Genomic DNA, 20,355 nt, shown 5'->3' with positions numbered 1-20,355 from the left:
CGTGCGCTGTCCAGATCAGAACTCCGTTGCCCCCTGCTCACTCAACTTGCTCCACAGAGCGCATCGCTCGCATCCACTCACAACGTCGCCGAGACCTTGCATGTGCAGCACATGTACCGTGGCACCATGACGGTCATGCTGCAGGTGCGGAACCTCCCCGACGACGTGCACGCGCGGCTGAAGGAGCGTGCGGCCGAGGCGCGGATGTCGCTGTCCGACTACGTCGCGATGGAGCTCGCGAAGCTCGTCGAGTTCAAGACGAACGACCAGCTACTGGCCGAGTTTCATGCACGGCACCCAGACATCAAGCCACTATCGCGAGAAGAGATTGTCGCGAACCTTCACGCGGCACAGGCGGAGCGGGATGCCGAGCTCGACGCCCGATTCGAGCCATGAGCCGAGTCGTCGACTCATCCGTCGTCGTCGACGCGGCAGTGTCCCCGCGCGTCCTTCTCGGTCAGGAACTGCACGCTCCCAGCGTTCTCGACTACGAAGTGGTCAACGCGTTGCGCCGGCATGTGCGCCGAGGAGAGCTCCGGGGAGAGGAGGCCACCGACTTTGTCGGCATCATGAGCCGATGGACGCTCCGTCGACATGACGCGACACGGCTTATCTCGCGCGCGTGGGTGCTGCGCGGGAACTTCAGCGCGTACGACGCGAGCTATGTCGCGCTGGCGGAGCTCCTCGGCGTTCCGCTGTGGACCCACGATCTGCGGCTGGCACACGCGGCGCAGCGATACTGCGACATCGTGACCGACTGAGCTCACCCGCCCGACGGCATCCCCTCGGGGTCGTCCTCGTCGAGCTCGTCGGCGTCCACGTCGTTCGCGTCGGGGTCGCCGGCGTGCTCGGCCGCGAAGCGGTTCCACTCCGTCATGAGGCGCTCGATCGCGGCGTGGAATCGGGCCGTCGCGGCGCCAGGCGTGACGTCGCCGAAGTGGTGCTGGGACCAGCGGTCCAGCGTGGCGCGGGCATCCGGATCCGCGAGGGCGCGGTCGATCACCGTGATCACGTCGCCGGCCGCATCCGCGGTCAGCCACTCGGCGGAGCCGAGGTAGCCGCCGAGATCGAGCTCGGCATCCGGTGACACCGGGCGCGTGACGACGATGGGCTTGCCGGTCGCGAGGCGGTCGTAGACCATCGCGGAGACATCCGTGATCGCCACGTCGGCCGCGCCGAGCTGCCAGCCGAGGACGGGGCCGTCGTCGTAGACGTGCTGCGCCTTCGGGTCGCGGGCGTTCGCGGCGGCGATCGCGGCGATGATGCGCCTGTTCGCCTCGCCGTACTCGCGCGAGACGACCCCGGATCGCGGGTGCGGCCGGTAGATGAGGCGATGCGCGGGTGAGGCGAGCAGCGCCTCGCTCAGCGCGACGCCGTGCGTGAGCGCCGAACCGTACTCCGCCGCCGGGCGATCGCCCTCCCAGGTCGGCGAGTAGAGCACGACGGTGCGCTCGTCGGGCGTGTACGGCAGCTCGCCCGAGAGGTGGTCGGTCTGCGGACGGCCGATCGCGATGGCCTTCTTCTCGAGGTCGAAGTCCCACAGCTTGCGACGCAGCCGGTCGAGCGCGGCATCCCCCGCCACGAAGGCGTAGTCGTACGCCTTGAACTGGTTCGTGGTCATGTACATCTTGTCGGACTCGCCGTGGTTGATGAACACGTGCCACATGCGGCCGTACCGGAACATCTGGAAGTTCTTGGCGTTCTGGTTGACGTAGAGCACGATCCGCACGTCCTGCGTCGCGAGGAACTGCTCGATGTCGGTGACGGCGCGGCAGTAGACCACCGGCACCGGCGACTCCTCCGCGATCGCGAGCGTCGCGCTCGGGCTGCGGGTGAGGATCGCGACCGGATGCGTCGCGGCCAGCTCGGCGAGGGGCGCGTACCACTGGCGCACCTGGTAGAGATTCACCCGGGTGTCGGCGAAATACACCACGATCCGGATGCTGCCCGGCTTCGGCGCGGCCGGCGGGTTCGCGGCGAGTGCACGCCGGTTCGCCCGCGAACGGATCGCGTTGCCGACGATCTTGCGGGCCGACCTGAGGTCGCTCAGCACCGACATCCGCATCCCCTCCGCCGACCGGGCCTCTTATCGATCAGCCGCCCCATCGTGCCAGACTCGACCTTTGAATATGGCGAGCTTCACGTTCGCAGCCGGCAACGCGACGAAGCTCCTCCGGCTGCCCCTCTACGCGCTGGGTGCGGCCGCGTCGCTCGTGGTGCCGAGGAATCCCCGGCTGTGGGTGTTCGGTTCCGGCACCGGTCCCGGCGAGGGCGCACTCCCCCTGTATCACGCCGCCCGCGCGCGGCTGCCGGCGGACGTGCGGCTGGTCTGGCTCGCCTCCACCGATGCCGAGCTCGCCGGCGCGCGCGACCTCGGGCTCGACGTGGAGCGCAAGCGCGGGTGGCGGGGATTCCGCCTCACCCTCCGCGCCCGTGTCGCGGTGGTGACCCACGGCTTCGGCGACGTGAACCGCTACGGCACCCGCGGGGCCCTCACGGTGCAGCTGTGGCACGGCATCCCGCTCAAGAAGCTGCACCTCGACTCCCCGGCCACCCTGCGGCTCCCGCTGCTGCCCGACCATCCGCTGGTCCGGAACGTCATGCGACGGGCCTACCGGTTCGCGGGCCGGGGCATCGGGCTGTTCCCGGTCGCGTCGGAGCTGGTGGCCGAGCGCATCCGCAGCGCATTCGGGGTGCGGCCCGAGCGGGTCGTCGTCACGGGCGACCCCCGCGACGATGCCTTGCTGACAGGATCGGCCGACGAGAGGACCCAGACCGCCCGCGATCGGATCGCTCGGGCCGTGGGCCCCCTTCCCGAGGGCGCGCAGCTCGTGCTGTACGCGCCCACCTGGCGCGACGGGGCGGCCGACCCGGGCGCGCCGACCCCGGACGAGTGGACCGCGATCGCGGCATGGGCGGAGCGCTCCAACGCGGTCCTGCTGGTGAGGGCGCACCCGCTCGGGGCGGGCGACTACGCACGGGGACCTGCGGTCTCGCACCGGGTGCGGCTGCTCTCCCCCGCCCTGCTGCCCGAGATCACGCCGGCCCTCGCGGCCATCGACGGGCTCGTGACCGACTACTCCTCAATCGCCTACGACTACGCCTTGGTCGGCGGGCGGATCGTGTTCTTCGCCCCCGACGTCGAGCTGTACGCCCAGAGCCGCGGGCTGTATCAGAACTATCGCGACGTCACCGGCGGCGCGTATGTCACGACCTGGCAGAACGTGCTCGACCGGCTCGACGCGCCGGCCGACGCGGCGCGCGTGCGCTGGCTGCGCGACGAGCACGTCGACCGGCTCGACGGCCGCGCGACCGAGCGCGTGCTCGCCGAGCTGCTGCGCCGGGTGGACGTACCCGGAGCGGACGCGCACGGGATCGACGAGGGCGCTCCGGCCACGCCGCGCCCGGTCGTCACGGCCATCGCCTTCCACGGCGATCGCCTGAGCGTGCGGGTCAAGCCCGGCGACTCGGCGTGGACGGGCGGGACGCTCTCGCTCGAGGGGGCCCGCTCGCGCGTCGTCGGCTCCGAGGGCTCATTCCGACTGCTCGCCGAGCGCTGGGGGTCGGAACCGCTCGCCCTGCCGTCGGGCGAGTACTGGCTCGGCATCGCGGCCGCGCGGGCCGGTTCGATCACGGCTGAGGGCGCCGCCGCTCCGATCAGCACGCGGGTGCACGTCGAGGCCGAGTTGCCCGACGAGCTGCGGCATCCGTTGTTCCGCGCCTCGGTGCACGCTCGCGCCGGCGGCCTGGTGCTGCGCATCGAGCCTCCGCTCGAGGACGACGAGCGCGGCGCGGCGGCACAGAAGCGGCTCGAGCGCGCCTACCGCCGAGATCGGCGCCCGCTCGAGGACGCCGTCTTCCTCGAGAGCTTCTACGGGCAGAGCACCGCCGACAACCCCGGCGGCATCGCCGACGCCCTCGCGGCGACGCGGCCCGGCACCAGGCGCTACTGGAGCGTGATCGACCGCTCCGTTCCGGTGCCTTCGGGCGCGAGCGCACTGGTCGAGGGCTCGCGCGAGTGGTGGCAGGCGCGGGCGACCGCGCGCGTGCTCATCGTCAACGACTGGTTGCGCAAGCGGTACCGTCGGCACCGGGATCAGCACGTGCTGCAGACCTGGCACGGCACCATGCTCAAGCGCCTCGCACTCGACCGGGCGCGTAGCGGCATCCGCGGACTGCGCACCCGGCTCGCCGTCCAGCGCGAACGACGGCGCTGGGATGCCCTGCTCGCCCAGAACGCGTACAGCGCCGAGATCTTCCGCTCGGCATATGCGATGCCGGGCCCGATCTGGCAGACCGGCTATCCCCGCAATGACATCTTCGCGTCGCCCGACCGGGCGGCGACCGTGCGCACGCTGCTGGGGATCCCGGCCGGCGCGCGCGTCGTGCTCTACGCCCCGACCTGGCGCGACGATCGCACCGAGATGGTCGACTACGTCGACCTGGCGCGCTTCGCCGACGAGCTCGGCCCGGGCCACGTGCTGCTGGTGCGCGGCCACTCGCGCACCCTCCGCTACGGCCAGGACGTGGTCGGCGAGCGGCTGCTCGACGTGACGAGCTACCCGAGCATGGCCGACCTGCTGCTGGTCGCCGACGTTCTCGTGACCGACTACTCGTCGTCGATGTTCGACTTCGCCGCGACGGGCAAGCCGATGGTGTTCTTCACCCCGGACCTCGCCCACTACAGCGAGGACCTCCGCGGCTTCTACTTCGACCTGCTCGCCGAGGCGCCGGGACCGGTCGTCGCGACCCGCGAGGAGCTGCACGTCGCGCTCGCCGCCGCCGAGCGCGGCGCCCCCGACTACGCCGCCCGTCGCGCCGAGTGGCGCGAGCGGTTCACGCCCCTCGACGACGGCCAGGCGGGCGCACGAGTGGTCGAGCGCCTGATCGCGGAGGGCTGGCTCCCCGCTCGCGAGTGACCAGTTTTTGCCGCTCCGCGGCAGTGACGCGTGCACAATTCGGTCATTCGCGGGTCAGGACTCGGTGCGCGAGGTGTCGACGGCATCCCGGGCCCCGCGGATCACGCCGACGATGAAGCCGACGCCCCAGCTCAGGTGCATCGTCGCCGTCGCGAGCGCGAAGCGCAGCCAGTCGACGAGGTCGCCGCCGCGCCGGAACGCCGCCGCGGCCAGCAGGCCGAGGTAGAGCACCGGCGGCACGTAGGCGAGCGCGAGCACCCAGCCCCACCAGCCGTGGAAGACACCGGTCGCGTGCAGCGGGATGAACACGATGGCGACCACGACGTTCGCGACGAGCACCGGCGGGGCGAAGAAGCGCAGCGGGTTGCGCCCGCCCAGGCGCCGCACGAGCTCCCCGCGCCAGATGCCGGTGGCGACGAACTGGCGAGCGAGCTTCGGCCACGTGCTGCGCGGCCAGTACGTCACGCGCAGCAGCGGGTCGAGCCACACCAGGTGGCCGGCCTCGCGCAGGCGGTAGTTCAGCTCCCAGTCCTCGCCGCGACGCAGACTCTCGTCGTATCCGCCGACTCCCCGGATGACGTCGCGCCGCATGATGCCCATGTACGCCGACTCCGCCGGGCCCTCGACGGCATGCTCGCCGTGGTACGCGCCGCCGCCGAGGCCGAACCGGCTGTTGTACGCGCGCGCGACCGCCGCCTGGAAGCCGGGCCTCCCGGTCGCGACCATGATGCCGCCGAGACTCGCCGCACCCGTGCGGGTGAGGTCGGCGACCCCGCGGAGGGTGTAGCCCTCGGAGAGCTGCGTGTGGGCGTCCACGCGGACGATCACCGGATGCCGGCTCGCCTCGATCGCGCGGTTCAGGCCGATCGGGATGTCCATCCCCGGGTTGTGCACCGTGCGGATCCGGTCGTCGGCCGCCGCGAGGCGGGCGACGATCTCGTCGGTGCCGTCGGTCGACGGGCCGACCGCGAGCACGATCTCCCACGGCCCGGGATAGTCCTGTGCGACGATGCTCGCCACCGCGGCTTCGAGGTAGTCCGCTTCGTTGAGCACCGGCATGACGTACGAGACGCCGGGAGGGTCGTCGGGCGTCGACGGCATGGGTCCTCGCTCTGTGCTCGTCCGAGAAGCTCGGGATCGGCTCCGACGCTATCAGGCGCACAAACAGCGGCGCGGGAGCCCGTCGACCGGGTCTCCCGCGCCGCCGGCGGTGCGTCGGGATCAGCTCGCGGTGAGCGTTCCGAGGGTGACGTCGACCGTGTGCGACGAGTCGTCGCGCTGGTACGTGACCGTCGCCTTCGTCTTCGGCGCGAGCGCCCGCACCTGCGCGGTGAGGTCGCTGCTCGAGGTGATCGGGATGCCGTTCAGCTGCGTCACGACGTCGCCCTTCTGCAGGCCGGCGGCTGCCGCCGCGCCGCCGTCGGTCACGCTCACGATGAGCGCACCGACCGTCGAGCTCTTGTCGGCGGTCGCGTCGGTGACGGAGGCGCCGAGCAGGCCGTGCGTCCCCTTGCCGGTCTTCTCGATCTCGCTCGCGATGCGCTGCGCGAGGCTCGCGGGGATCGCGAAGCCCACGCCGATCGATCCGGTCTGGCCGGACGTCGACGTGCTGCCGGTGCTGGCGATGGCGACGTTGATGCCGACGAGCTTGCCGCTGCTGTCGACGAGTGCGCCGCCCGAGTTGCCGGGGTTGATGGCGGCATCCGTCTGGATGACGGGAAGCGAGATCTCGGCCGACTGGGTCGATGGGGTGGCGTTGCCGTTGCCGCCGTTGCCGAAGTTCCAGAAGTTGAACGGGCCGGTGCCGCCGTTGTCGTTCGGACTCGACTTATCGCCGTTGCCGGTGTCGGGGGCCGCGGACGACTCGATCTGGATGCTGCGGTTCAGGGCGCTCACGATCCCGTCGGTGACCGTGTTCGACAGCCCGAGCGGAGCGCCGATCGCGACGACCCGATCGCCGACGTTGAGCCGCGACGAGTCGCCCCATTCGATGGGGGTGAGGCCGGTCGCGTTCTGCAGCTTGATGACGGCGAGGTCGACGATCGGGTCGGTGCCGATCACCTTCGCCTTGTACAGCTTGCCGTCGTAGGTGGTCACCTCGACCTTGCCGCTGCCCGAGTCGCCGTCGAGCGTCACGACGTGCGTGTTGGTCAGCACGTAGCCGTCGTCGCTCAGCACGACGCCGGATCCGGTGCCGGCCTCATCGCCCGCGGTCACGTTGATCGTCACCACCGACGGGCCGGCCTTCTTGGCGATCGCCGTCACGGCGTTGACGTCGCCGGAGTTGTTGATGGTGATCGTCTGCGGATCGCCGGAGGTGCTCTGCTGCTGCGACGGGCCGTTGTGATCGATCAGCGCCGAGACTCCCGCCGCCGATCCGCCACCGACGATCGCGCCGGCGATCAGAGCGATCACGACGGGGATCGCGATGGAACGCTTCTTGTCGGCGGTGGTGGGTGCTCCGACCGTGCCGGGCGCGGTGGCGACGGCTGGGGCGCCCGGACCGCCGGAAGCGCCGGCCGTGGGGCCTCCCGCGACGGGTGCCGTCGGGTAGGCCGCAGTCGGCTGGTAGGCGGGCTCGGGTGCGGCGGAACCGCGGTAGGTCGACGGAGACGGGGTGGCATCCGGGATCACCTCGGTCTCGGCCGCCGGGGTCTCGGCGGCCGGCGTCTCGGTGGCCGGGCTGTCGGTCGCCGAGTCGGCGGGAGCGCCCTGCGTCGTCATCGCCTCGGAAGCGGGGGTCGCGTCGGGAGCGGGGACCGCGCCGGACGGAGTCGACGGCGTCGGGTCCTGACCGTCGGCCGGAGTCTCGTCGGAATGCTGCGTGGGGTCGGACATCTCTGGGCTGCTCCTTTCGCGAGCGCTGCCAGCATCCAGTCCGTAGCTGAGTGTTGGATAAGGCAGCCCTGGGAGCCTACTTCCGTCAACCCATGGAAGCCCTCAGCATCCGGGACCACCGGGGTCGCTCGCGCAATCCCGGCTCACCAGCACCGTCGTGGCATCCCCGACGGTGATGTGGAGGTCGTTCGCCGGCGCCGTGATCACGCCGTCGATCGGCCGGAATGCGGACCCGTCGAAGCGGTATTCGGCGTGATAGTCGACGCGGAGTCGGATCGTGTAGTCGCCCTCCGCCGCGTAGACGTGGCTGGTCGGCGTCGGATCGAACTCGGGCAGCCGGAGTTGCTGCCACGTGCCACCCGGAGTCCCGCGGGCTGCCGCGGTGCCGTCGCCGTACGTCCAATGGAACGCGAACGCCGTGAAGCGGACCCCGGCGGGACGACCCAGCAGCGTGCCTCCGACGACCTGTGAGGGGGCGACCGCGTAGAAGTTGGTGTCGAGACCCGCGACCGTCCAGCCGTCGGGCTGCATGTTGTCCACGCTCGGCTGAGGGCGGAATGTCGCGATGTCGGAGATCGTGACGGCAGGCGTGCCGGGCTTAGGGAGCGAGGACGGAGGGGCTCTATATCCGCTAAAGCACCGGCCACCAACAGGGATCGCACACCCCGCAGCATGATTAGGGCGACTCGTACCCACCTTGTTCGCCCCACTACGTCGGGTTGGCTGATGGCCAGGAGACGACGTAACCGCTCCCAGCTGAGCACTGTCGCCTTTGGACGACGAACTCACGGCGCATGAACCGTCCCGGATGTCGGCCGGACTGCATTGGTTCGATCTGACCGTAGGCAAGAACCCAACGCTGAGTGCCGCGCTGGCCGCGATCGCGACAACCGAGAGGAACCTAATGGCAGAAGTTCGCGCCATCCCAAACCGATTCATCGCTGACAAGCAGACGCGAGCGCTTCCACTGAAGGGTCACAAGCGTCGGGTACACGGTCTCTCGGCCTGAAACTGATGTGTCATTCCCCTGAGCATCAACAATGAGCACCGCGGAGACGTCTAGACACGCATATATTTGCGCTCCCGTTGGCCGAGACCCCAACAGAGACGAAAGGTTCGCCGGGCGAACGTGTTCCACGATCGATTTGCCGACTTGGCGACGGCCACTTGACTTGAACTTGCTAATCGATTCCATCGAGGCCTTGAGCGCCTGCGCGGTTGCCACCTGAGACAAGCCGCGATCATTCGCAAGCGTCAATGACTCATCGACTGCGGCTTCATACGCGCGGTACGCCTTCTCCGCCGCCGCCAGCGCCTCGGCGTCGGTCCGGAACACCGGAGTCGCCGTGGGTTTCGGCGACGAGGTCGGATGCGGCGCCGGCGTGCATCCGACGAGGACCAGGGCGGCCGCACTCACCAGAGCGAGGGCCGCGATCCGCATAGAGGAACGGTACGGCAACCCCCCGAACCGCCACCCCCGTCATCCACAGCCGACGGAGCGCGCGATCCGGCCTCCATCGACCCCCGCCGGAGCCTGCAATCGGTGAGCACGCGCAACTAGATTGGCAGACGATGACCGTCACCGGAGCCTGGTCTCGCGCCGCACGCGGGGCGATGCTGCTCGACGACGCCGGACGGATGAGTCCCACCATCTTCGCCGAGATGTCGGCGTTGGCCGTGGCCACGGGCGCGATCAATCTGGGCCAGGGCTTCCCCGACGAGGATGGCCCGCGCGAGGTGCTCGACGCCGCGAAGCGGGCCATCGACGATGGCATCAACCAGTACCCGCCCGGCATCGGCATGCCGATCCTGCGCGAGGCGATCGCCGAGCACCAGCGTCGCTTCTACGACCAGGCGGTCGACCCCGACACCGAGGTGCTCGTGACGGCCGGCGCGACGGAGGCGATCGCCGCGTCGCTGCTCGCGCTGCTCGATCCGGGCGACGAGGTCGTCACCCTCGAGCCCTTCTACGACTCGTACGGCGCGATGATCGCCCTCGCCGGCGCGCGACACGTGGGCGTCCCGCTCCGCTGGCCCGAGTTCGCCCCCGACCACGACGACCTGCGTGCCGCCGTCACCGATCGCACGCGCGTCATCCTGATCAACAGCCCGCACAACCCGACCGGCACGGTGCTGGACCGCGCGACGCTGGAGCTGATCGTCGAGCTCGCCCATCGGCACGACGCGATCATCCTCACCGACGAGGTCTACGAGCACCTCACCTACGACGGCGCCCGGCACATCCCGATCTCGACGCTCCCCGGCGCCCGCGAGCGCACGGTCACGATCTCCAGCGGCGGCAAGACCTTCGCGACCACCGGCTGGAAGGTCGGGTGGATCGTCGCCCCGCCCGTCCTGCTCGGCCCCATCCTCGCGGTCAAGCAGTTCCTCACCTACGTCAGCGGTGCCCCCTTCCAGCCCGCGATCGCGACGGGCCTCCGGATGCCGGACTCCTTCTTCACCGGGACGGCGGCGACCCTGCAGGCCAAGCGCGATCTCCTGAGCGAGGGGCTGCGCCGCGCCGGCTTCGGCGTCGCCCGCCCGCGGGGTTCGTACTTCGTCATCGCCGACGCGGCGCCGCTCGGGTACGACGACGCGGTCGACTTCTGCCGCACGCTGCCGGGGCTGGCGGGCCTGGTGGCGATCCCGGTCACCGCGTTCATCCGTCCGGACCGGCGCGACGGCTCGCGCTCGCTCGTCCGGTTCGCGTTCTGCAAACGCGTCGCCGTGCTCGAGGATGCCGTGGCGCGGCTCTCGAGCCTGCCCCAGGTGCCGCGGGTGACCGTCGGGTGACCGTGTTCTGGAAGGGGTGGAGGGACCCCGTGCTCGTCCTATGCTGGCGAGGACCCGACCCGAGGGGATTCACGCCGTGACGCTCAGGGGCCGAACGCGCGATCGCATCCTGGATGCCGCCAGCGACATCGTCGTCAACGACGGTGTCGCCGCCGCGACCCCGCGCGCCATCGCGAGTCGCGCGGAGCTCGACGAGGTCGAGATCCACGAGGTCTACGCCACGCACGAGGCGCTGCTCATGGATCTCCTGAATCGCGAGTACGAGGGCATCCGCCGCATCGTCGCCGACAACATCGAGCGCGACCCCGCGGGCGGGCTGCTGTCACGGATCTTCCGTTACTCTCTCGGCGCCCTGCACGAGCGCCCGCTCGCGCGGGCCCTGTACCTGCAGGACCCGCAGAGCCTGAACCAGATCATCCGAGCCACCCACGACACGGAGTTCTTCCCGAACATGGGCGCCGACCGGCCCTTCCTCGAGTCGCTCCAGCGCGCCGGCATGATCCGCGACGACGTCGAGGTCGGGGCGCTCACCTCGTTCCTGAGCGCGTACATGGCGGGCGTCGCCCTCATCGCACCCGGCACGGATGTGGACGAGGCGACCGCGGCCCTGTCGCTGCTGCTGGAGCGCGGGGTGGATGCCGAGGTGGCCGACACCGAGGCCGGCAAGCGCGCTCTCTTCGACCTGCTGGGTCGAAGCGCGGAGTCCTGAGACCGGCGGCGCTGCCTGCTGCCCCGCTGCGCACGGCTCGCTAGGCTGACGCGCACCAGCGCGAGGAGGCATCCGTGACCAGCAGCGAGCAGACCCCCGGAACCCCGGCCGATCGGGGTTCGGACGACCACATCCTCGACGACGTCGCCGACCCGATCGGCACGGTCACGCGAGCGGTGTGGGGGCTGGTGCTCATCCGCGGCATCCTCGCCGTGATCTTCGGTCTCCTCGCGCTGTTCGCGCCCGTGCTCACGCTCTACGCGATCGTCTTCGTGTTCGCGGCGTACGCCCTCGTGGAGGGCGTCATCCAGATCGTGCACGCCATCCGGGTGCGCCATCGCGACCGCCGCTGGGGCTGGCTGCTCGCGACCGGCGTCATCGCCGTGATCGCCGGCATCGTCGCGTTCGTCTTCCCGGGCGCGGCCGGCCTCGTCTACGGCTCCTTCGGCCTCGCGCTCATCGCGTTCTACTCGGTGATGATGGGCATCGCGGGATTCCCGGCGGCGGCGAGCGCGACCGACGGCGGCCGCAAGGTGCTCGGCTACATCGTCGCGGGACTCAGCATCGTGCTGGGCGTCGTGCTGGCGATCATCCTCGTCGCGCAGCCGGTGCTCGCGATCATCAACCTGATCTGGGTCGTCGGAGTGTGGGCGATCATCATCGGTGTCACGCTGATCATCGCGGCCATCGGGGCGCGCACCCGCGCTACCGGGCGGCGGGCTCCGCGATCCGGAAGCGGCGCAGAGCCAGCGCAGGGTTGATCCGCCGCACCTCGGCGACCCGCGCGGGCGAGATCCATCCGACGGCGACCTCGCCGTCGCGCTCGCCGGCCGTCGCGACCTCCACCCCCATCGGGTCGACGATGAGACTGTTGCCCACCCCGACGGGGGGCGCGTGGTCGGCCGCCGCGAGGTAGATCGTGTTCTCGATCGCGCGGGCCGTCGCGAGGGTGCGCCAGTGCGCCTCCTTGAGCGGGCCGCGCACCCACTCGCTGGGCATGACGACCAGGTCGGCACCGGCATCCACGAGCCGGCGGGTCACCTCGGGAAAGCGCACGTCGTAGCAGGTCTGCAGCCCGACGGTGAACCCGGCGAACGGGAAGGTCGCGGGCGCCTCGAGCGGTCCGGGCGCGAGCCAGTCGCTCTCGCGCGATCCGAACGCGTCGTAGAGGTGGAGCTTGCGGTAGGCGCCGACCAGCTGACCCTGCGGGTCGAGGGCGACGACGGTGTTCGCCACGCGCTCCAGGTCGCCGGTGAGCCGTTCGATCATCCCGGCGACCAGGTGGATGCCGAGCTCGCTCGCCAGCTCCGCCAGCGCCCGCACGAACGGACCGTGCAACGACTGGGCGTGCTCGACCGCCTCGGCGCCGGCCATCGTGCGGGAGAAGTAGGAGGAGTACTCCGGGAACACCACGAGAAGGGCACCGCGATTCGCCGCGTCCCCCGCGAGCCGCTCGATGCTCTCGAGGTTCGCCTGCTCGTCGGCGCCCGGCGCGAACTGGGCGACCGCGATCGCCACGGAGGCGGGCGTCGGCGCGGACATGCGCTCAGCCTAGGCGGCCACGGCCGGGCGATCCCCTTATGCGGCCGTTACGCCGCCGCCGCTAGCCTGACCGCGTGATCAGCACGCGCATCCTCGCTGCCGCGGTGGCCGTGCCCGCCGCGCTCGGGCTCGTCGCCTGCGCGGCGACCCCGACCGCCACAAGCTCGGAGGCCGCCGGGCCCGCCGCGTCGTCGTCCCGGCCGGCGGCCTCGGCATCCGGCACGCCCGCCGCGCCGAGCCCCGCGGCCGATTCCATCGGGCCGGCGGGCAACGCGCTCGACGCGGGCGGCATCCAGGACATCGAGGACGCGATCTCGAGCGGCAACACCGCGGCGCTCGAGCAGCGTTTCGCGCCGCAGGTGCGGATCGTGACGGCCGGCGGCGGGGAGCACCAGGCGACCACGGCGCAGGCCGTGACGGCGACCGGCGCCGTCGAGTCGGACCTCACCGCGACCTGGGACTGGACGCTCTCCCCCGCCGACCTCGCCGGATTCCGGGCGAGCTCGTACGGGCCGCTGTTCCCGGCCGACGCGGTCATCGGACGGTCCTCGACCGGCGAGGTGATCTCGTTCACCGTCGTCGGCACCGCGATCACCGCCGTGCTCATGGCCCACTCGGTCGCGTCGCTCGGCGGATGACGCCGCCCGGTCGCCCTCAGTCGCCGGGCTGCACCCAGTCGAACGTGCGCTGCACCGCACGCCGCCAGGTCGCGAGTCGGGCCGCGCGCTCGTCGTCGCCGATCGAGGGCCGCCAGCGCCGGTCCTCCCGCCAGTTCGCGCGCAGCTCGTCGAGACCCGACCAGAATCCGGTCGCGAGGCCGGCGGCGTACGCGGCGCCCAGCGCGGTCGTCTCCGCGACCACCGGTCGCACGACGGGGATGCCGAGCAGGTCGGCCTGGAGTTGCATGAGCGTGTCGTTCGCCGTCATCCCGCCGTCGACCTTGAGTTCGGCGATCTCGGCGTGGACCGCGCGGGCGGCCACCTCGACGACCTCGACGCTCTGGAACGCCGTGGCCTCGAGCGCCGCACGCGCCAGGTGCGCCTTCGTGACGAACCGCGTGAGCCCGACGATGGCGCCGCGGGCATCGGGGCGCCAGTAGGGAGCGAACAGCCCCGAGAACGCCGGCACGATGTAGGCGCCCCCGGTGTCGGCAACGGTACGTGCGAGTTCCTCGACCTCGGCGGCGTCGTGGATGATGCCGAGGTTGTCGCGCAGCCACTGCACGAGCGACCCGGTCACCGCGATCGACCCCTCCAGCGCGTAGTGCGCGGGACCATCGCCGAGCCGGTACGCGACCGTCGTGAGCAGCCCGTCGGCCGAGTGCACGATGCGCTCCCCCGTGCCCACGATGAGGAAGTTGCCGGTGCCGTAGGTGTTCTTCGACTCGCCGGCGTCGAACGCGGCCTGCCCGAACGTCGCGGCCTGCTGGTCGCCGAGGATGCCGGTGATGGGCACCTCCCGCAGCAGGCTGGACGGCTCCGCGGTGCCGAACTCGCCGGACGAGCTGCGGATCTCGGGCAGCATCGACATCGGGATGCCGAACGCCGCAGCCAGCTCGGCATCCCACTGCAACGTCCGCAGATCCATGAGCAGGGTGCGGCTGGCGTTGGTCACGTCGGTCGCGTGCACGCCGCCGTCCGGGCCACCGGTCAGGTTCCAGAGCACCCAGGTGTCGGTCGTGCCGAACAGCAGCTCGCCGCGCTCGGCGCGTTCGCGGGCGCCGTCGACGTTCTCGAGGATCCAGGCGATCTTCGAGGCCGAGAAGTAGGTCGCGAGCGGCAGGCCGGTCTGCTCCCGGAAGCGGTCGACGCCCCCCTCGGCCGCCAGGCGGTCGACGATCGGCTGCGTGCGGGTGTCCTGCCAGACGATCGCGTTGTACACGGGCTCGCCGGTCGCCCGGTCCCAGACCACCGCCGTCTCCCGCTGGTTGGTGATGCCGATCGCGACGACGTCGTGCCGCGTGGCGTCGGCCTTCGCGAGCGCCTGTCCGATGACCTCGCGCGTGTTGTTCCAGATCTCCGCCGCGTCATGCTCGACCCAGCCCGCCTCCGGCAGGATCTGCCGATGCTCCAGCTGGCCGCTCGCGGCGGCACGGCCGTCGTGATCGAACAGGATCGCCCGGGTGCTGGTGGTGCCCTGGTCGATCGCGATCACGTAGCGCATGGATCGAGGCTAGGGCGTGCGGGTCGGTCGGTCAGTCCGCGCCGAGCCCCTCGGCACCCTTCGTGCGCGCGAGCGTCTCCGCCACGTGGGACAGGTGCAGCCGCATGGCGCTCTCGGCGCGATCGGGGTCGTGCGCGGCGATCGCATCCACCAGGTCGGTGTGCTCGGCGAGGGACTCGTTGGCGCGCCCCGGGACGAGGATCGTCCGGAACTGGAACCGGACCATCTGGGCTCGCAGGTTCGCGATGAGCCGCTGCGCCGTCGCGTGGTGCGATGCGGTCTGGACCAGGCCGTGCAGGCGGGCGTTGCAGTCCGAGTAGGACAGCAGATCGTTCTGGCCGAGGAAGGTCCGCATCTGCGCGATCAGCGCGCGCATCTGCTCGATCTCCTCGGCGCTCGCGTTCTCTGCCGCATGGCGTGCCGCGAGCGCCTCGAGCACCGCCCGGGCCTGCGTCATCTCGACGGCCTCATCCTCGCTGACCGTGCGCACGCGGGCCCCGCGATTGAGCTCCTTGTCGACGAGCCCCTCATGGGCGAGGCGTGACAGCGCGGCCCGCACCAGCGCGCGGCTCGCGCCGAGCGATTCGACGAGGTCGGCCTCGACGAGCCGCTGTCCGGGATGGAGCCGGCCGGAGCGAAGCTGCTCCCGCAACAGCAGGTACGGATCCGCATCCTGCGCTCTTGTGCTTGCCATCTCGATCTCTCCGTCTAGCGATGTCGCGCCACGTCGCTGACCGGCGCTCGCATCGGGCGATGCTACTGGAGCCGCCGGTGTTTGAGGGCAACGTGTCCACCCGATACTATTGTGCACAATATTGGCCACACAAATGGGAGCGATCACATGCGCGTTACGATCCTCGGTCTCGGCGAAGCCGGGCGCATCTACGGGCAGGACCTCGCGAAGGCGGGGAACGAGGTCGTCGGGTTCGACGTCCGCGACGTCGCGCCGCTGGAGGGGATCACGACCGCCGGCAGCATCCCGGACGCCGTGGCCGGCTCCGACCTCGTCCTCAGCTTCACCACCGCGGCCGGCGCCGCGGCAGCCGCCGATGCGGCGGCCGGTCATCTCGCCGACGGCGCCGTGTTCGCCGACCTCAATGCGGCATCCCCGGCGCGCAAAGTGGACGTCGCATCCCGCCTGGGCCAGACGCGGTTCGCCGACGTCGCGGTTCTGGCGCCGGTCGCGCGGGCCGGAGCTCGTACTCCCGTGCTCGTCTCCGGCAGCGGGGCCGAACGCTACCTCGAGCTCCTGGGCCCGCTCGGAGGAGAGATCGAGGTGGTGTCGGCCACGGTCGGCGACGCGTCGAGTCGCAAGCTGATCCGGAGCGTCTTCATGAAGGCGCTCGCCACCTCGGTGCTCGAGTCTCTCGCCGCCGCGCGGATCGCCGGCTGCGAGGAATGGGCGCGCGGCCAGATCGTCGGCGAGATGGGCTCGAACGCCGAAGCACTCGTCGAGCGGCTCGTCACCGGCACGTATCAGCACGCCGAGCGTCGCCTGCATGAGATGGAGGACACCGCGTCCTATCTCGAGGAGCTCGGGGCGCATGCCGACATGACGCGCGGCTCCATCGCGTGGCTCGACGGGGTGCGGACGGGTTCACGCCGGTGAACCCGCGCATCGAGCGCGTGCACGCGTCGCTTCTGCGGGTGCCGCTCGATCGTCGGATGCGGGCCTACGGGTCCGACACCGTCTCCGTCCTCTTCGTCCGTGTCATCGACGTCGACGGCTCCGAGGGCACCGGCTTCACGTACACCCTCAACGAGGGTCTCGAGTCGGTGCGGACCATGGTCGACGCGACCATCGGACCCCTGACAATCGGCACGGACCCCGAGGACTGGGACGCCACCCGGAACTCGATCGCCCGACAGACCCGCCGCCTCGGGCCGGATGCCGCGGTGCCCGCGCTCTCCGCGGTCGACATCGCCATCTGGGACCTCCGCGCGCAGCGCGCCGGCCTCCCCCTCTTCGCCCTCCTCGGCAGGAGCCGCACCGAGGTGCCCATGTACGGCTCGGGACGCAGCAGCAATCGGCTGTCGGTCGACGAGCTCGTCGCCGGCACGGTCTCGTACGTGGATGACGGGCTGACGGCCGTGAAGCTGCGCGTCGGAGCCCGCGAGCCGGATCAGGACGTATCGCGTGTCGCGGCGGTCCGCGCCGCTGTCGGGGACCGGATCGTCCTCATGGTCGACGCGAACGAGCAGATGACCCCGGCGGCCGCCACCGATCTCGCACGCGGCCTGGAGCCGCTCGCCCTCGCGTGGATCGAGGAGCCGTTCCCCGCGGAGGACGTCCTCGCCCACGCGGCCCTCCACGCCACCGGCGGCATCCCGGTCGCCGTGGGCGAGCACCTCGCCTCGGCGGCGCGCTTCGCCGAGTACGCGCGCGAACGGGCGGCCGGGATCTGGCAGCCCGACGCCGCGCTCGGCGGCGGGATCACGGGCATGCTGGAGGTCGCCGCCCTCGCACACGACCACGGGATCCCGCTCGCCTACCATTCGCTCCCGGAGTTGAACGTCCATCTCGCGATGGGCGACCCCGCCGCCGTCTGGGTCGAGCACTTCCCGATCCTCGACCCGCTCATCGCGGAGCCGCTGCCGGTCGTCGGCGGCGTCGTGACCGCGCCCGACCGGCCCGGCCACGGCATCCGGTGGGATGCCGAGGCCATCCGGGCTCTCACCTGATGCGCCCCTCGCGGGACGCTCGGCGCTAGTCCTGCCCGTCCAGCCGGCGCCACGGGGCCAGCTTGCGTTCGAGCAGCTTGAGCAGCTCGGTCACGATCACCGCGAGCACGACGATCACGGCGACACCGGCGAGGTAGCGCGGCGTCGCGAACACCTGGGCGTCCGCCTCGATCTGAAAGCCGATGCCGACCGTCGACGCGATGTACTCCCCCACGACGACACCGATCATGGCGCGCCCCACCGCAAGCCGCAGGCCGGTGACGAAGTACGGGATGACCGAGGGGAAGATCACGTCGCGGTAGACGCGCCAGCGCCCCGCTCCGAACGACCTCGCAGCGCGCAGCAGGCCGACGTCCGTCGCGCGCACCCCCTCGGTCAGGTTGATCATGATCGAGAAGGTGGACAGGATCACGACGATCGCGATCTTCGACTGGATCCCGAGGCCGAACCAGATCACCAGCAGCGGTGCGAGCACGAGCACCGGCGTCGCGTACAGCGCGCTGATGATCGGGTCGAGTGCGAAGTAGGCGTTCCGGCGGGTGCCGAGGAGGAATCCCACGGGGATCGCCAGGGCGATCGAGATCAGCATGCCCAGCACGAACTCGGTGCCGCTGACCGCCAGGTCGTTCCAGAGCGGGCCGGCCGCCAGGCTGAGGAACCCGCTCCAGATCTGGCTCGGGTAGCTGAAGAACAGCGGATTCCAGCCGATCGTGCGGCCCAGGATCTCCCAGACCAGGAGGATCACGATCACGGTCGCGACCGGAAGCCACCGCGAGCGCTGCTTGCTGATCCAGCTCTCCCGCGGGGCCCGCAAGCCGGTGCTCGAACGTTCCTCCGAGATGTGCATCGGTGTCGTCATGACCGCTCCTTCAGCTCAGAATGCGCCGCGACCTCGCCCTTGAGGAACTCCCAGAGCCGCGCGCGGTATTCGGCGTAGTGGATGCGCTCCCACGCGACCGGATCGCTCTTCTGCTCCACGAGCGAGATGTCCTCGGCCAGGCGCCCGGGCGTCGAACGCATCAGGAGGATGCGATCGGACAGCTGCAGCGCCTCGTCGAGATTGTGGGTGACGAACACGACGCACCGGCGCTCCTCGGCCACGAGGCCCCTGACCTCCTCGCGCAGGATCTCGGCGTTCTGCGCATCGAGAGCCGAGAACGGTTCGTCCATCAACAGGATCGACGGCTGCACCGCGAATGCCCGGGCGAGACCGACGCGCTGCTTCATGCCTCCGGACAGCTGATAGGGGTACATCCCGGCGGCGCGTCCGAGGCCGATCCGATCGAGGTAGTGGTGGGCGATCTCCTCCCGCTGCTTCATCCTGAGGTCACCGCGGCGGTAGTCCAGACCCAGCCGCACGTTCTCGGCGACGGTCTTCCAGGGCATGAGGGCGAAGTCCTGATAGACGACCGCTCGACTGTCGTCGCGCTTCGAGGCGTCGTGCCCCTCGATGACGACGCGGCCGTTCCCGGGGCGCAGCGCACCGTCGAGCAGCTGCAACAGGGTGCTCTTGCCGCACCCGCTGGCCCCGATCACGGAGACGAACTCGCCCTCCGCGATCGAACAGCTGACGTCGTCGAGGATCAGGGTCGATCCGTACCAGAAGGTCACATTCTCGACGCTGATGAGCGTCGCCGGTGTGGTCGCTCTGGCCGGAGCAGCGGTGAGAGCCGTTTCCATCGTCATCCCTTCGGCAGGTACTCGTCCGTGTAGACCGCGTCGATCGGGGTCGACTTCTGCTGCACGCCGTACTTGACCGCGTCGGCGATCCATCCCTTGAGGCCCGAGTCGTTGATCGCGCCGGTCTTCGTGTAGGCGAACGCCGCCTCGCCGTAGCTCTCCTTGGCCAGGGTCGGGGTCATGCCGGAGCCCTTCTCCAGGATGGCGATCGCCTGCGACTTGTGGTCGATGGCCCAGTTCGAGGCCTCGACGAGCGCCGCCATGAAGTCGCGGATGACGGTCTTCTTCTTCGCCATCTCGGTCGGCACCCCGGCGAAGGCCGCCGCGGACATGTTCGGCACGTACTTCTGCACGGTGCCCAGGTCGTTCAGCCCCTGCTGCCGGGCCTGGATCGTGTAGGGCGCGACGAGCAGGCCCACCTGCACCTGGCCGGCCTGCAGGGCAGCGAGGATGGCCTGCTGGGTTCCGACGGTGGCGTAGGTGAGCGAACCGGAGTCATATCCCGCCTTGTCCATGACCGCCTTCATCGTGGCCGTGTTGCCGTTGCTCGGCCCGGGGTCGCCCATCTTCTGCCCCTTGAGCTGCTTGAGGCTCTTGATGCTCTTCGCCGTGATGATGTGGTAATCCAGCTGGTCCATGAGGGCGCCGATCATCTTGATGTTGGCGCCCGCCGCGACCGCGGAGGTGACGTAGGCGCCCTGCACGATGCCCAGATCCTCCCGCCCGGAGACCAGGGCCGCCGCCGCGATGTCGCTCGTGCTGGCCTTGGTGATGTTCAGCTTGACGCCGTGCCGGGCGAAGATGCCCTTCTGCTCCCCGATCGTGACCGGGAGCAGCTCGGCGTCGTATTTCGTGGTCACGAGGTTGAGGGTCTGCACCTCGGGGGCACCGCCCGTATGGGTGGGTGCGGCGGGCGGGCTCGCCTGGCTGCAGGCGGAGACTCCGACCAGGAGCGCCGCAGCCGCGGCCACGGCGAGGGCGTGACGGGCACGCAGGCGGATCACGGTCATCGGGATGCCTTTCTCTAAA

20 protein-coding genes are annotated in these 20,355 nt (G+C 70.6%); 9 read left to right on the top strand and 11 right to left on the bottom strand.

Annotated elements, in window-relative coordinates; all coding sequences use genetic code 11:
- Positions 1–126 precede the first annotated feature (126 nt).
- Both ABD285_RS08845 and ABD285_RS08840 read left to right on the top strand, forming a co-directional pair.
- Complete coding sequence (locus ABD285_RS08845; protein WP_284252859.1) at positions 127–396, top strand: FitA-like ribbon-helix-helix domain-containing protein; 270 nt, start codon at positions 127–129, stop codon at positions 394–396.
- The gene (locus ABD285_RS08840; RefSeq protein ID WP_284252860.1) at positions 393–761 is read left to right on the top strand and encodes a type II toxin-antitoxin system VapC family toxin; all 369 of its coding nucleotides are present in this window, start codon (positions 393–395) and stop codon (positions 759–761) included. Before ABD285_RS08845 ends, ABD285_RS08840 begins: the two co-directional genes overlap by 4 nt.
- Positions 762–763: 2 nt before the next feature.
- Here ABD285_RS08840 and ABD285_RS08835 read toward each other — a convergent pair whose 3' ends face one another.
- Positions 764–2,059, bottom strand: coding sequence for a CDP-glycerol glycerophosphotransferase family protein (locus ABD285_RS08835; RefSeq protein WP_344202027.1), 1,296 nt, complete (start codon positions 2,057–2,059; stop codon positions 764–766).
- Between the two features lie 70 nt (positions 2,060–2,129).
- On the opposite strand from ABD285_RS08835, the gene ABD285_RS08830 reads away from it, so the two are divergent.
- Positions 2,130–4,919, top strand: a complete 2,790-nt coding sequence (locus tag ABD285_RS08830; protein WP_344202024.1) for a CDP-glycerol glycerophosphotransferase family protein — start codon at positions 2,130–2,132, stop codon at positions 4,917–4,919.
- A gap of 54 nt (positions 4,920–4,973) precedes the next feature.
- Here ABD285_RS08830 and ABD285_RS08825 read toward each other — a convergent pair whose 3' ends face one another.
- The 4 genes from ABD285_RS08825 to ABD285_RS08810 all read right to left on the bottom strand — a co-directional run bounded on the left by ABD285_RS08825 (position 4,974) and on the right by ABD285_RS08810 (position 9,198).
- Entirely contained in the window at positions 4,974–6,020 is a 1,047-nt protein-coding gene (locus ABD285_RS08825; RefSeq protein ID WP_284252863.1) for a glycosyltransferase family 2 protein, read from the bottom strand.
- A gap of 120 nt (positions 6,021–6,140) precedes the next feature.
- Positions 6,141–7,757, bottom strand: coding sequence for a S1C family serine protease (locus tag ABD285_RS08820; RefSeq protein ID WP_284252864.1), 1,617 nt, complete (start codon positions 7,755–7,757; stop codon positions 6,141–6,143).
- Positions 7,758–7,859: 102 nt separating this feature from the next.
- The gene (locus tag ABD285_RS08815; RefSeq protein ID WP_344202020.1) at positions 7,860–8,288 is read right to left on the bottom strand and encodes a PKD domain-containing protein; all 429 of its coding nucleotides are present in this window, start codon (positions 8,286–8,288) and stop codon (positions 7,860–7,862) included.
- Between the two features lie 370 nt (positions 8,289–8,658).
- Entirely contained in the window at positions 8,659–9,198 is a 540-nt protein-coding gene (locus tag ABD285_RS08810) for a hypothetical protein (RefSeq protein ID WP_284252866.1), read from the bottom strand.
- Between the two features lie 131 nt (positions 9,199–9,329).
- Between ABD285_RS08810 and ABD285_RS08805 the strand changes: the two genes are divergently transcribed.
- The 3 genes from ABD285_RS08805 (at position 9,330) to ABD285_RS08795 (ending at position 12,020) form a co-directional block, all read left to right on the top strand.
- On the top strand, positions 9,330–10,550 hold the full coding sequence (locus tag ABD285_RS08805) for a pyridoxal phosphate-dependent aminotransferase (protein WP_344202017.1): 1,221 nt from the start codon (positions 9,330–9,332) through the stop codon (positions 10,548–10,550).
- Between the two features lie 76 nt (positions 10,551–10,626).
- Entirely contained in the window at positions 10,627–11,259 is a 633-nt protein-coding gene (locus ABD285_RS08800; protein WP_284252867.1) for a TetR/AcrR family transcriptional regulator, read from the top strand.
- Between the two features lie 74 nt (positions 11,260–11,333).
- Positions 11,334–12,020, top strand: a complete 687-nt coding sequence (locus ABD285_RS08795; RefSeq protein ID WP_344202012.1) for an HdeD family acid-resistance protein — start codon at positions 11,334–11,336, stop codon at positions 12,018–12,020.
- On the opposite strand, the gene ABD285_RS08790 is transcribed toward ABD285_RS08795, so the two are convergent.
- On the bottom strand, positions 11,965–12,801 hold the full coding sequence (locus ABD285_RS08790) for a carbon-nitrogen hydrolase family protein (RefSeq protein ID WP_344202009.1): 837 nt from the start codon (positions 12,799–12,801) through the stop codon (positions 11,965–11,967). The two genes, ABD285_RS08795 and ABD285_RS08790, sit on opposite strands and share 56 nt — an antisense overlap.
- 74 nt (positions 12,802–12,875) lie before the next feature.
- On the opposite strand from ABD285_RS08790, the gene ABD285_RS08785 reads away from it, so the two are divergent.
- Positions 12,876–13,439 carry a hypothetical protein gene (locus ABD285_RS08785; RefSeq protein ID WP_344202007.1) on the top strand — a complete coding sequence of 188 codons (564 nt, stop codon included), beginning with the start codon at positions 12,876–12,878 and terminating at the stop codon, positions 13,437–13,439.
- Positions 13,440–13,455: 16 nt separating this feature from the next.
- Here the strand turns inward: ABD285_RS08785 and glpK are convergent, their stop codons facing one another.
- Both glpK and ABD285_RS08775 read right to left on the bottom strand, forming a co-directional pair.
- On the bottom strand, positions 13,456–14,964 hold the full coding sequence (gene glpK, locus ABD285_RS08780) for a glycerol kinase GlpK (protein WP_344202004.1): 1,509 nt from the start codon (positions 14,962–14,964) through the stop codon (positions 13,456–13,458).
- Positions 14,965–14,995: 31 nt separating this feature from the next.
- Positions 14,996–15,658 (bottom strand): GntR family transcriptional regulator, encoded by a 663-nt coding sequence (locus ABD285_RS08775; RefSeq protein ID WP_284252870.1) that lies wholly within the window; start codon positions 15,656–15,658, stop codon positions 14,996–14,998.
- Positions 15,659–15,805: 147 nt separating this feature from the next.
- Between ABD285_RS08775 and ABD285_RS08770 the strand changes: the two genes are divergently transcribed.
- Together ABD285_RS08770 and ABD285_RS08765 are read left to right on the top strand one after the other, a co-directional pair.
- Positions 15,806–16,573, top strand: coding sequence for an NAD(P)-dependent oxidoreductase (locus tag ABD285_RS08770; protein ID WP_284252871.1), 768 nt, complete (start codon positions 15,806–15,808; stop codon positions 16,571–16,573).
- Positions 16,537–17,646, top strand: a complete 1,110-nt coding sequence (locus ABD285_RS08765; protein WP_344202000.1) for a mandelate racemase/muconate lactonizing enzyme family protein — start codon at positions 16,537–16,539, stop codon at positions 17,644–17,646. The genes ABD285_RS08770 and ABD285_RS08765 overlap by 37 nt, the downstream gene beginning before the upstream one ends.
- A gap of 25 nt (positions 17,647–17,671) precedes the next feature.
- On the opposite strand, the gene ABD285_RS08760 is transcribed toward ABD285_RS08765, so the two are convergent.
- The 3 genes from ABD285_RS08760 to ABD285_RS08750 form a co-directional block, all read right to left on the bottom strand.
- Positions 17,672–18,505 carry an ABC transporter permease gene (locus ABD285_RS08760; protein ID WP_284252877.1) on the bottom strand — a complete coding sequence of 278 codons (834 nt, stop codon included), beginning with the start codon at positions 18,503–18,505 and terminating at the stop codon, positions 17,672–17,674.
- Entirely contained in the window at positions 18,502–19,257 is a 756-nt protein-coding gene (locus tag ABD285_RS08755) for an ABC transporter ATP-binding protein (RefSeq protein ID WP_344201997.1), read from the bottom strand. The genes ABD285_RS08760 and ABD285_RS08755 overlap by 4 nt, the downstream gene beginning before the upstream one ends.
- A 71-nt stretch (positions 19,258–19,328) precedes the next feature.
- Positions 19,329–20,336: an ABC transporter substrate-binding protein gene (locus ABD285_RS08750; protein WP_284252881.1), complete on the bottom strand. Its 1,008-nt coding sequence runs from the start codon at positions 20,334–20,336 to the stop codon at positions 19,329–19,331.
- Positions 20,337–20,355 lie beyond the last annotated feature (19 nt).

Source organism: Pseudolysinimonas kribbensis (assembly GCF_039531715.1).
Lineage (GTDB): Bacteria > Actinomycetota > Actinomycetes > Actinomycetales > Microbacteriaceae > Pseudolysinimonas > Pseudolysinimonas kribbensis.
The sequence above is the reverse complement of the archived record's forward strand: the minus strand, read 5'-3'. Positions and strand labels throughout refer to the sequence as shown.

What these genes read in the sequence shown, in the direction of transcription:
- ABD285_RS08790 (WP_344202009.1), bottom strand. Translation starts at nt 12,801, where the DNA reads ATGTCCGCGCCGACGCCCGCCTCCGTGGCGATCGCGGTCGCCCAGTTC.
- ABD285_RS08805 (WP_344202017.1), top strand. Translation starts at nt 9,330, where the DNA reads ATGACCGTCACCGGAGCCTGGTCTCGCGCCGCACGCGGGGCGATGCTG.
- ABD285_RS08845 (WP_284252859.1), top strand. Translation starts at nt 127, where the DNA reads ATGACGGTCATGCTGCAGGTGCGGAACCTCCCCGACGACGTGCACGCG.
- ABD285_RS08840 (WP_284252860.1), top strand. Translation starts at nt 393, where the DNA reads ATGAGCCGAGTCGTCGACTCATCCGTCGTCGTCGACGCGGCAGTGTCC.
- ABD285_RS08830 (WP_344202024.1), top strand. Translation starts at nt 2,130, where the DNA reads ATGGCGAGCTTCACGTTCGCAGCCGGCAACGCGACGAAGCTCCTCCGG.
- ABD285_RS08810 (WP_284252866.1), bottom strand. Translation starts at nt 9,198, where the DNA reads ATGCGGATCGCGGCCCTCGCTCTGGTGAGTGCGGCCGCCCTGGTCCTC.
- ABD285_RS08760 (WP_284252877.1), bottom strand. Translation starts at nt 18,505, where the DNA reads ATGACGACACCGATGCACATCTCGGAGGAACGTTCGAGCACCGGCTTG.
- ABD285_RS08775 (WP_284252870.1), bottom strand. Translation starts at nt 15,658, where the DNA reads ATGGCAAGCACAAGAGCGCAGGATGCGGATCCGTACCTGCTGTTGCGG.
- glpK (WP_344202004.1), bottom strand. Translation starts at nt 14,964, where the DNA reads ATGCGCTACGTGATCGCGATCGACCAGGGCACCACCAGCACCCGGGCG.
- ABD285_RS08820 (WP_284252864.1), bottom strand. Translation starts at nt 7,757, where the DNA reads ATGTCCGACCCCACGCAGCATTCCGACGAGACTCCGGCCGACGGTCAG.
- ABD285_RS08835 (WP_344202027.1), bottom strand. Translation starts at nt 2,059, where the DNA reads ATGTCGGTGCTGAGCGACCTCAGGTCGGCCCGCAAGATCGTCGGCAAC.
- ABD285_RS08825 (WP_284252863.1), bottom strand. Translation starts at nt 6,020, where the DNA reads ATGCCGTCGACGCCCGACGACCCTCCCGGCGTCTCGTACGTCATGCCG.
- ABD285_RS08815 (WP_344202020.1), bottom strand. Translation starts at nt 8,288, where the DNA reads ATGCAGCCCGACGGCTGGACGGTCGCGGGTCTCGACACCAACTTCTAC.
- ABD285_RS08770 (WP_284252871.1), top strand. Translation starts at nt 15,806, where the DNA reads ATGCGCGTTACGATCCTCGGTCTCGGCGAAGCCGGGCGCATCTACGGG.
- ABD285_RS08750 (WP_284252881.1), bottom strand. Translation starts at nt 20,336, where the DNA reads ATGACCGTGATCCGCCTGCGTGCCCGTCACGCCCTCGCCGTGGCCGCG.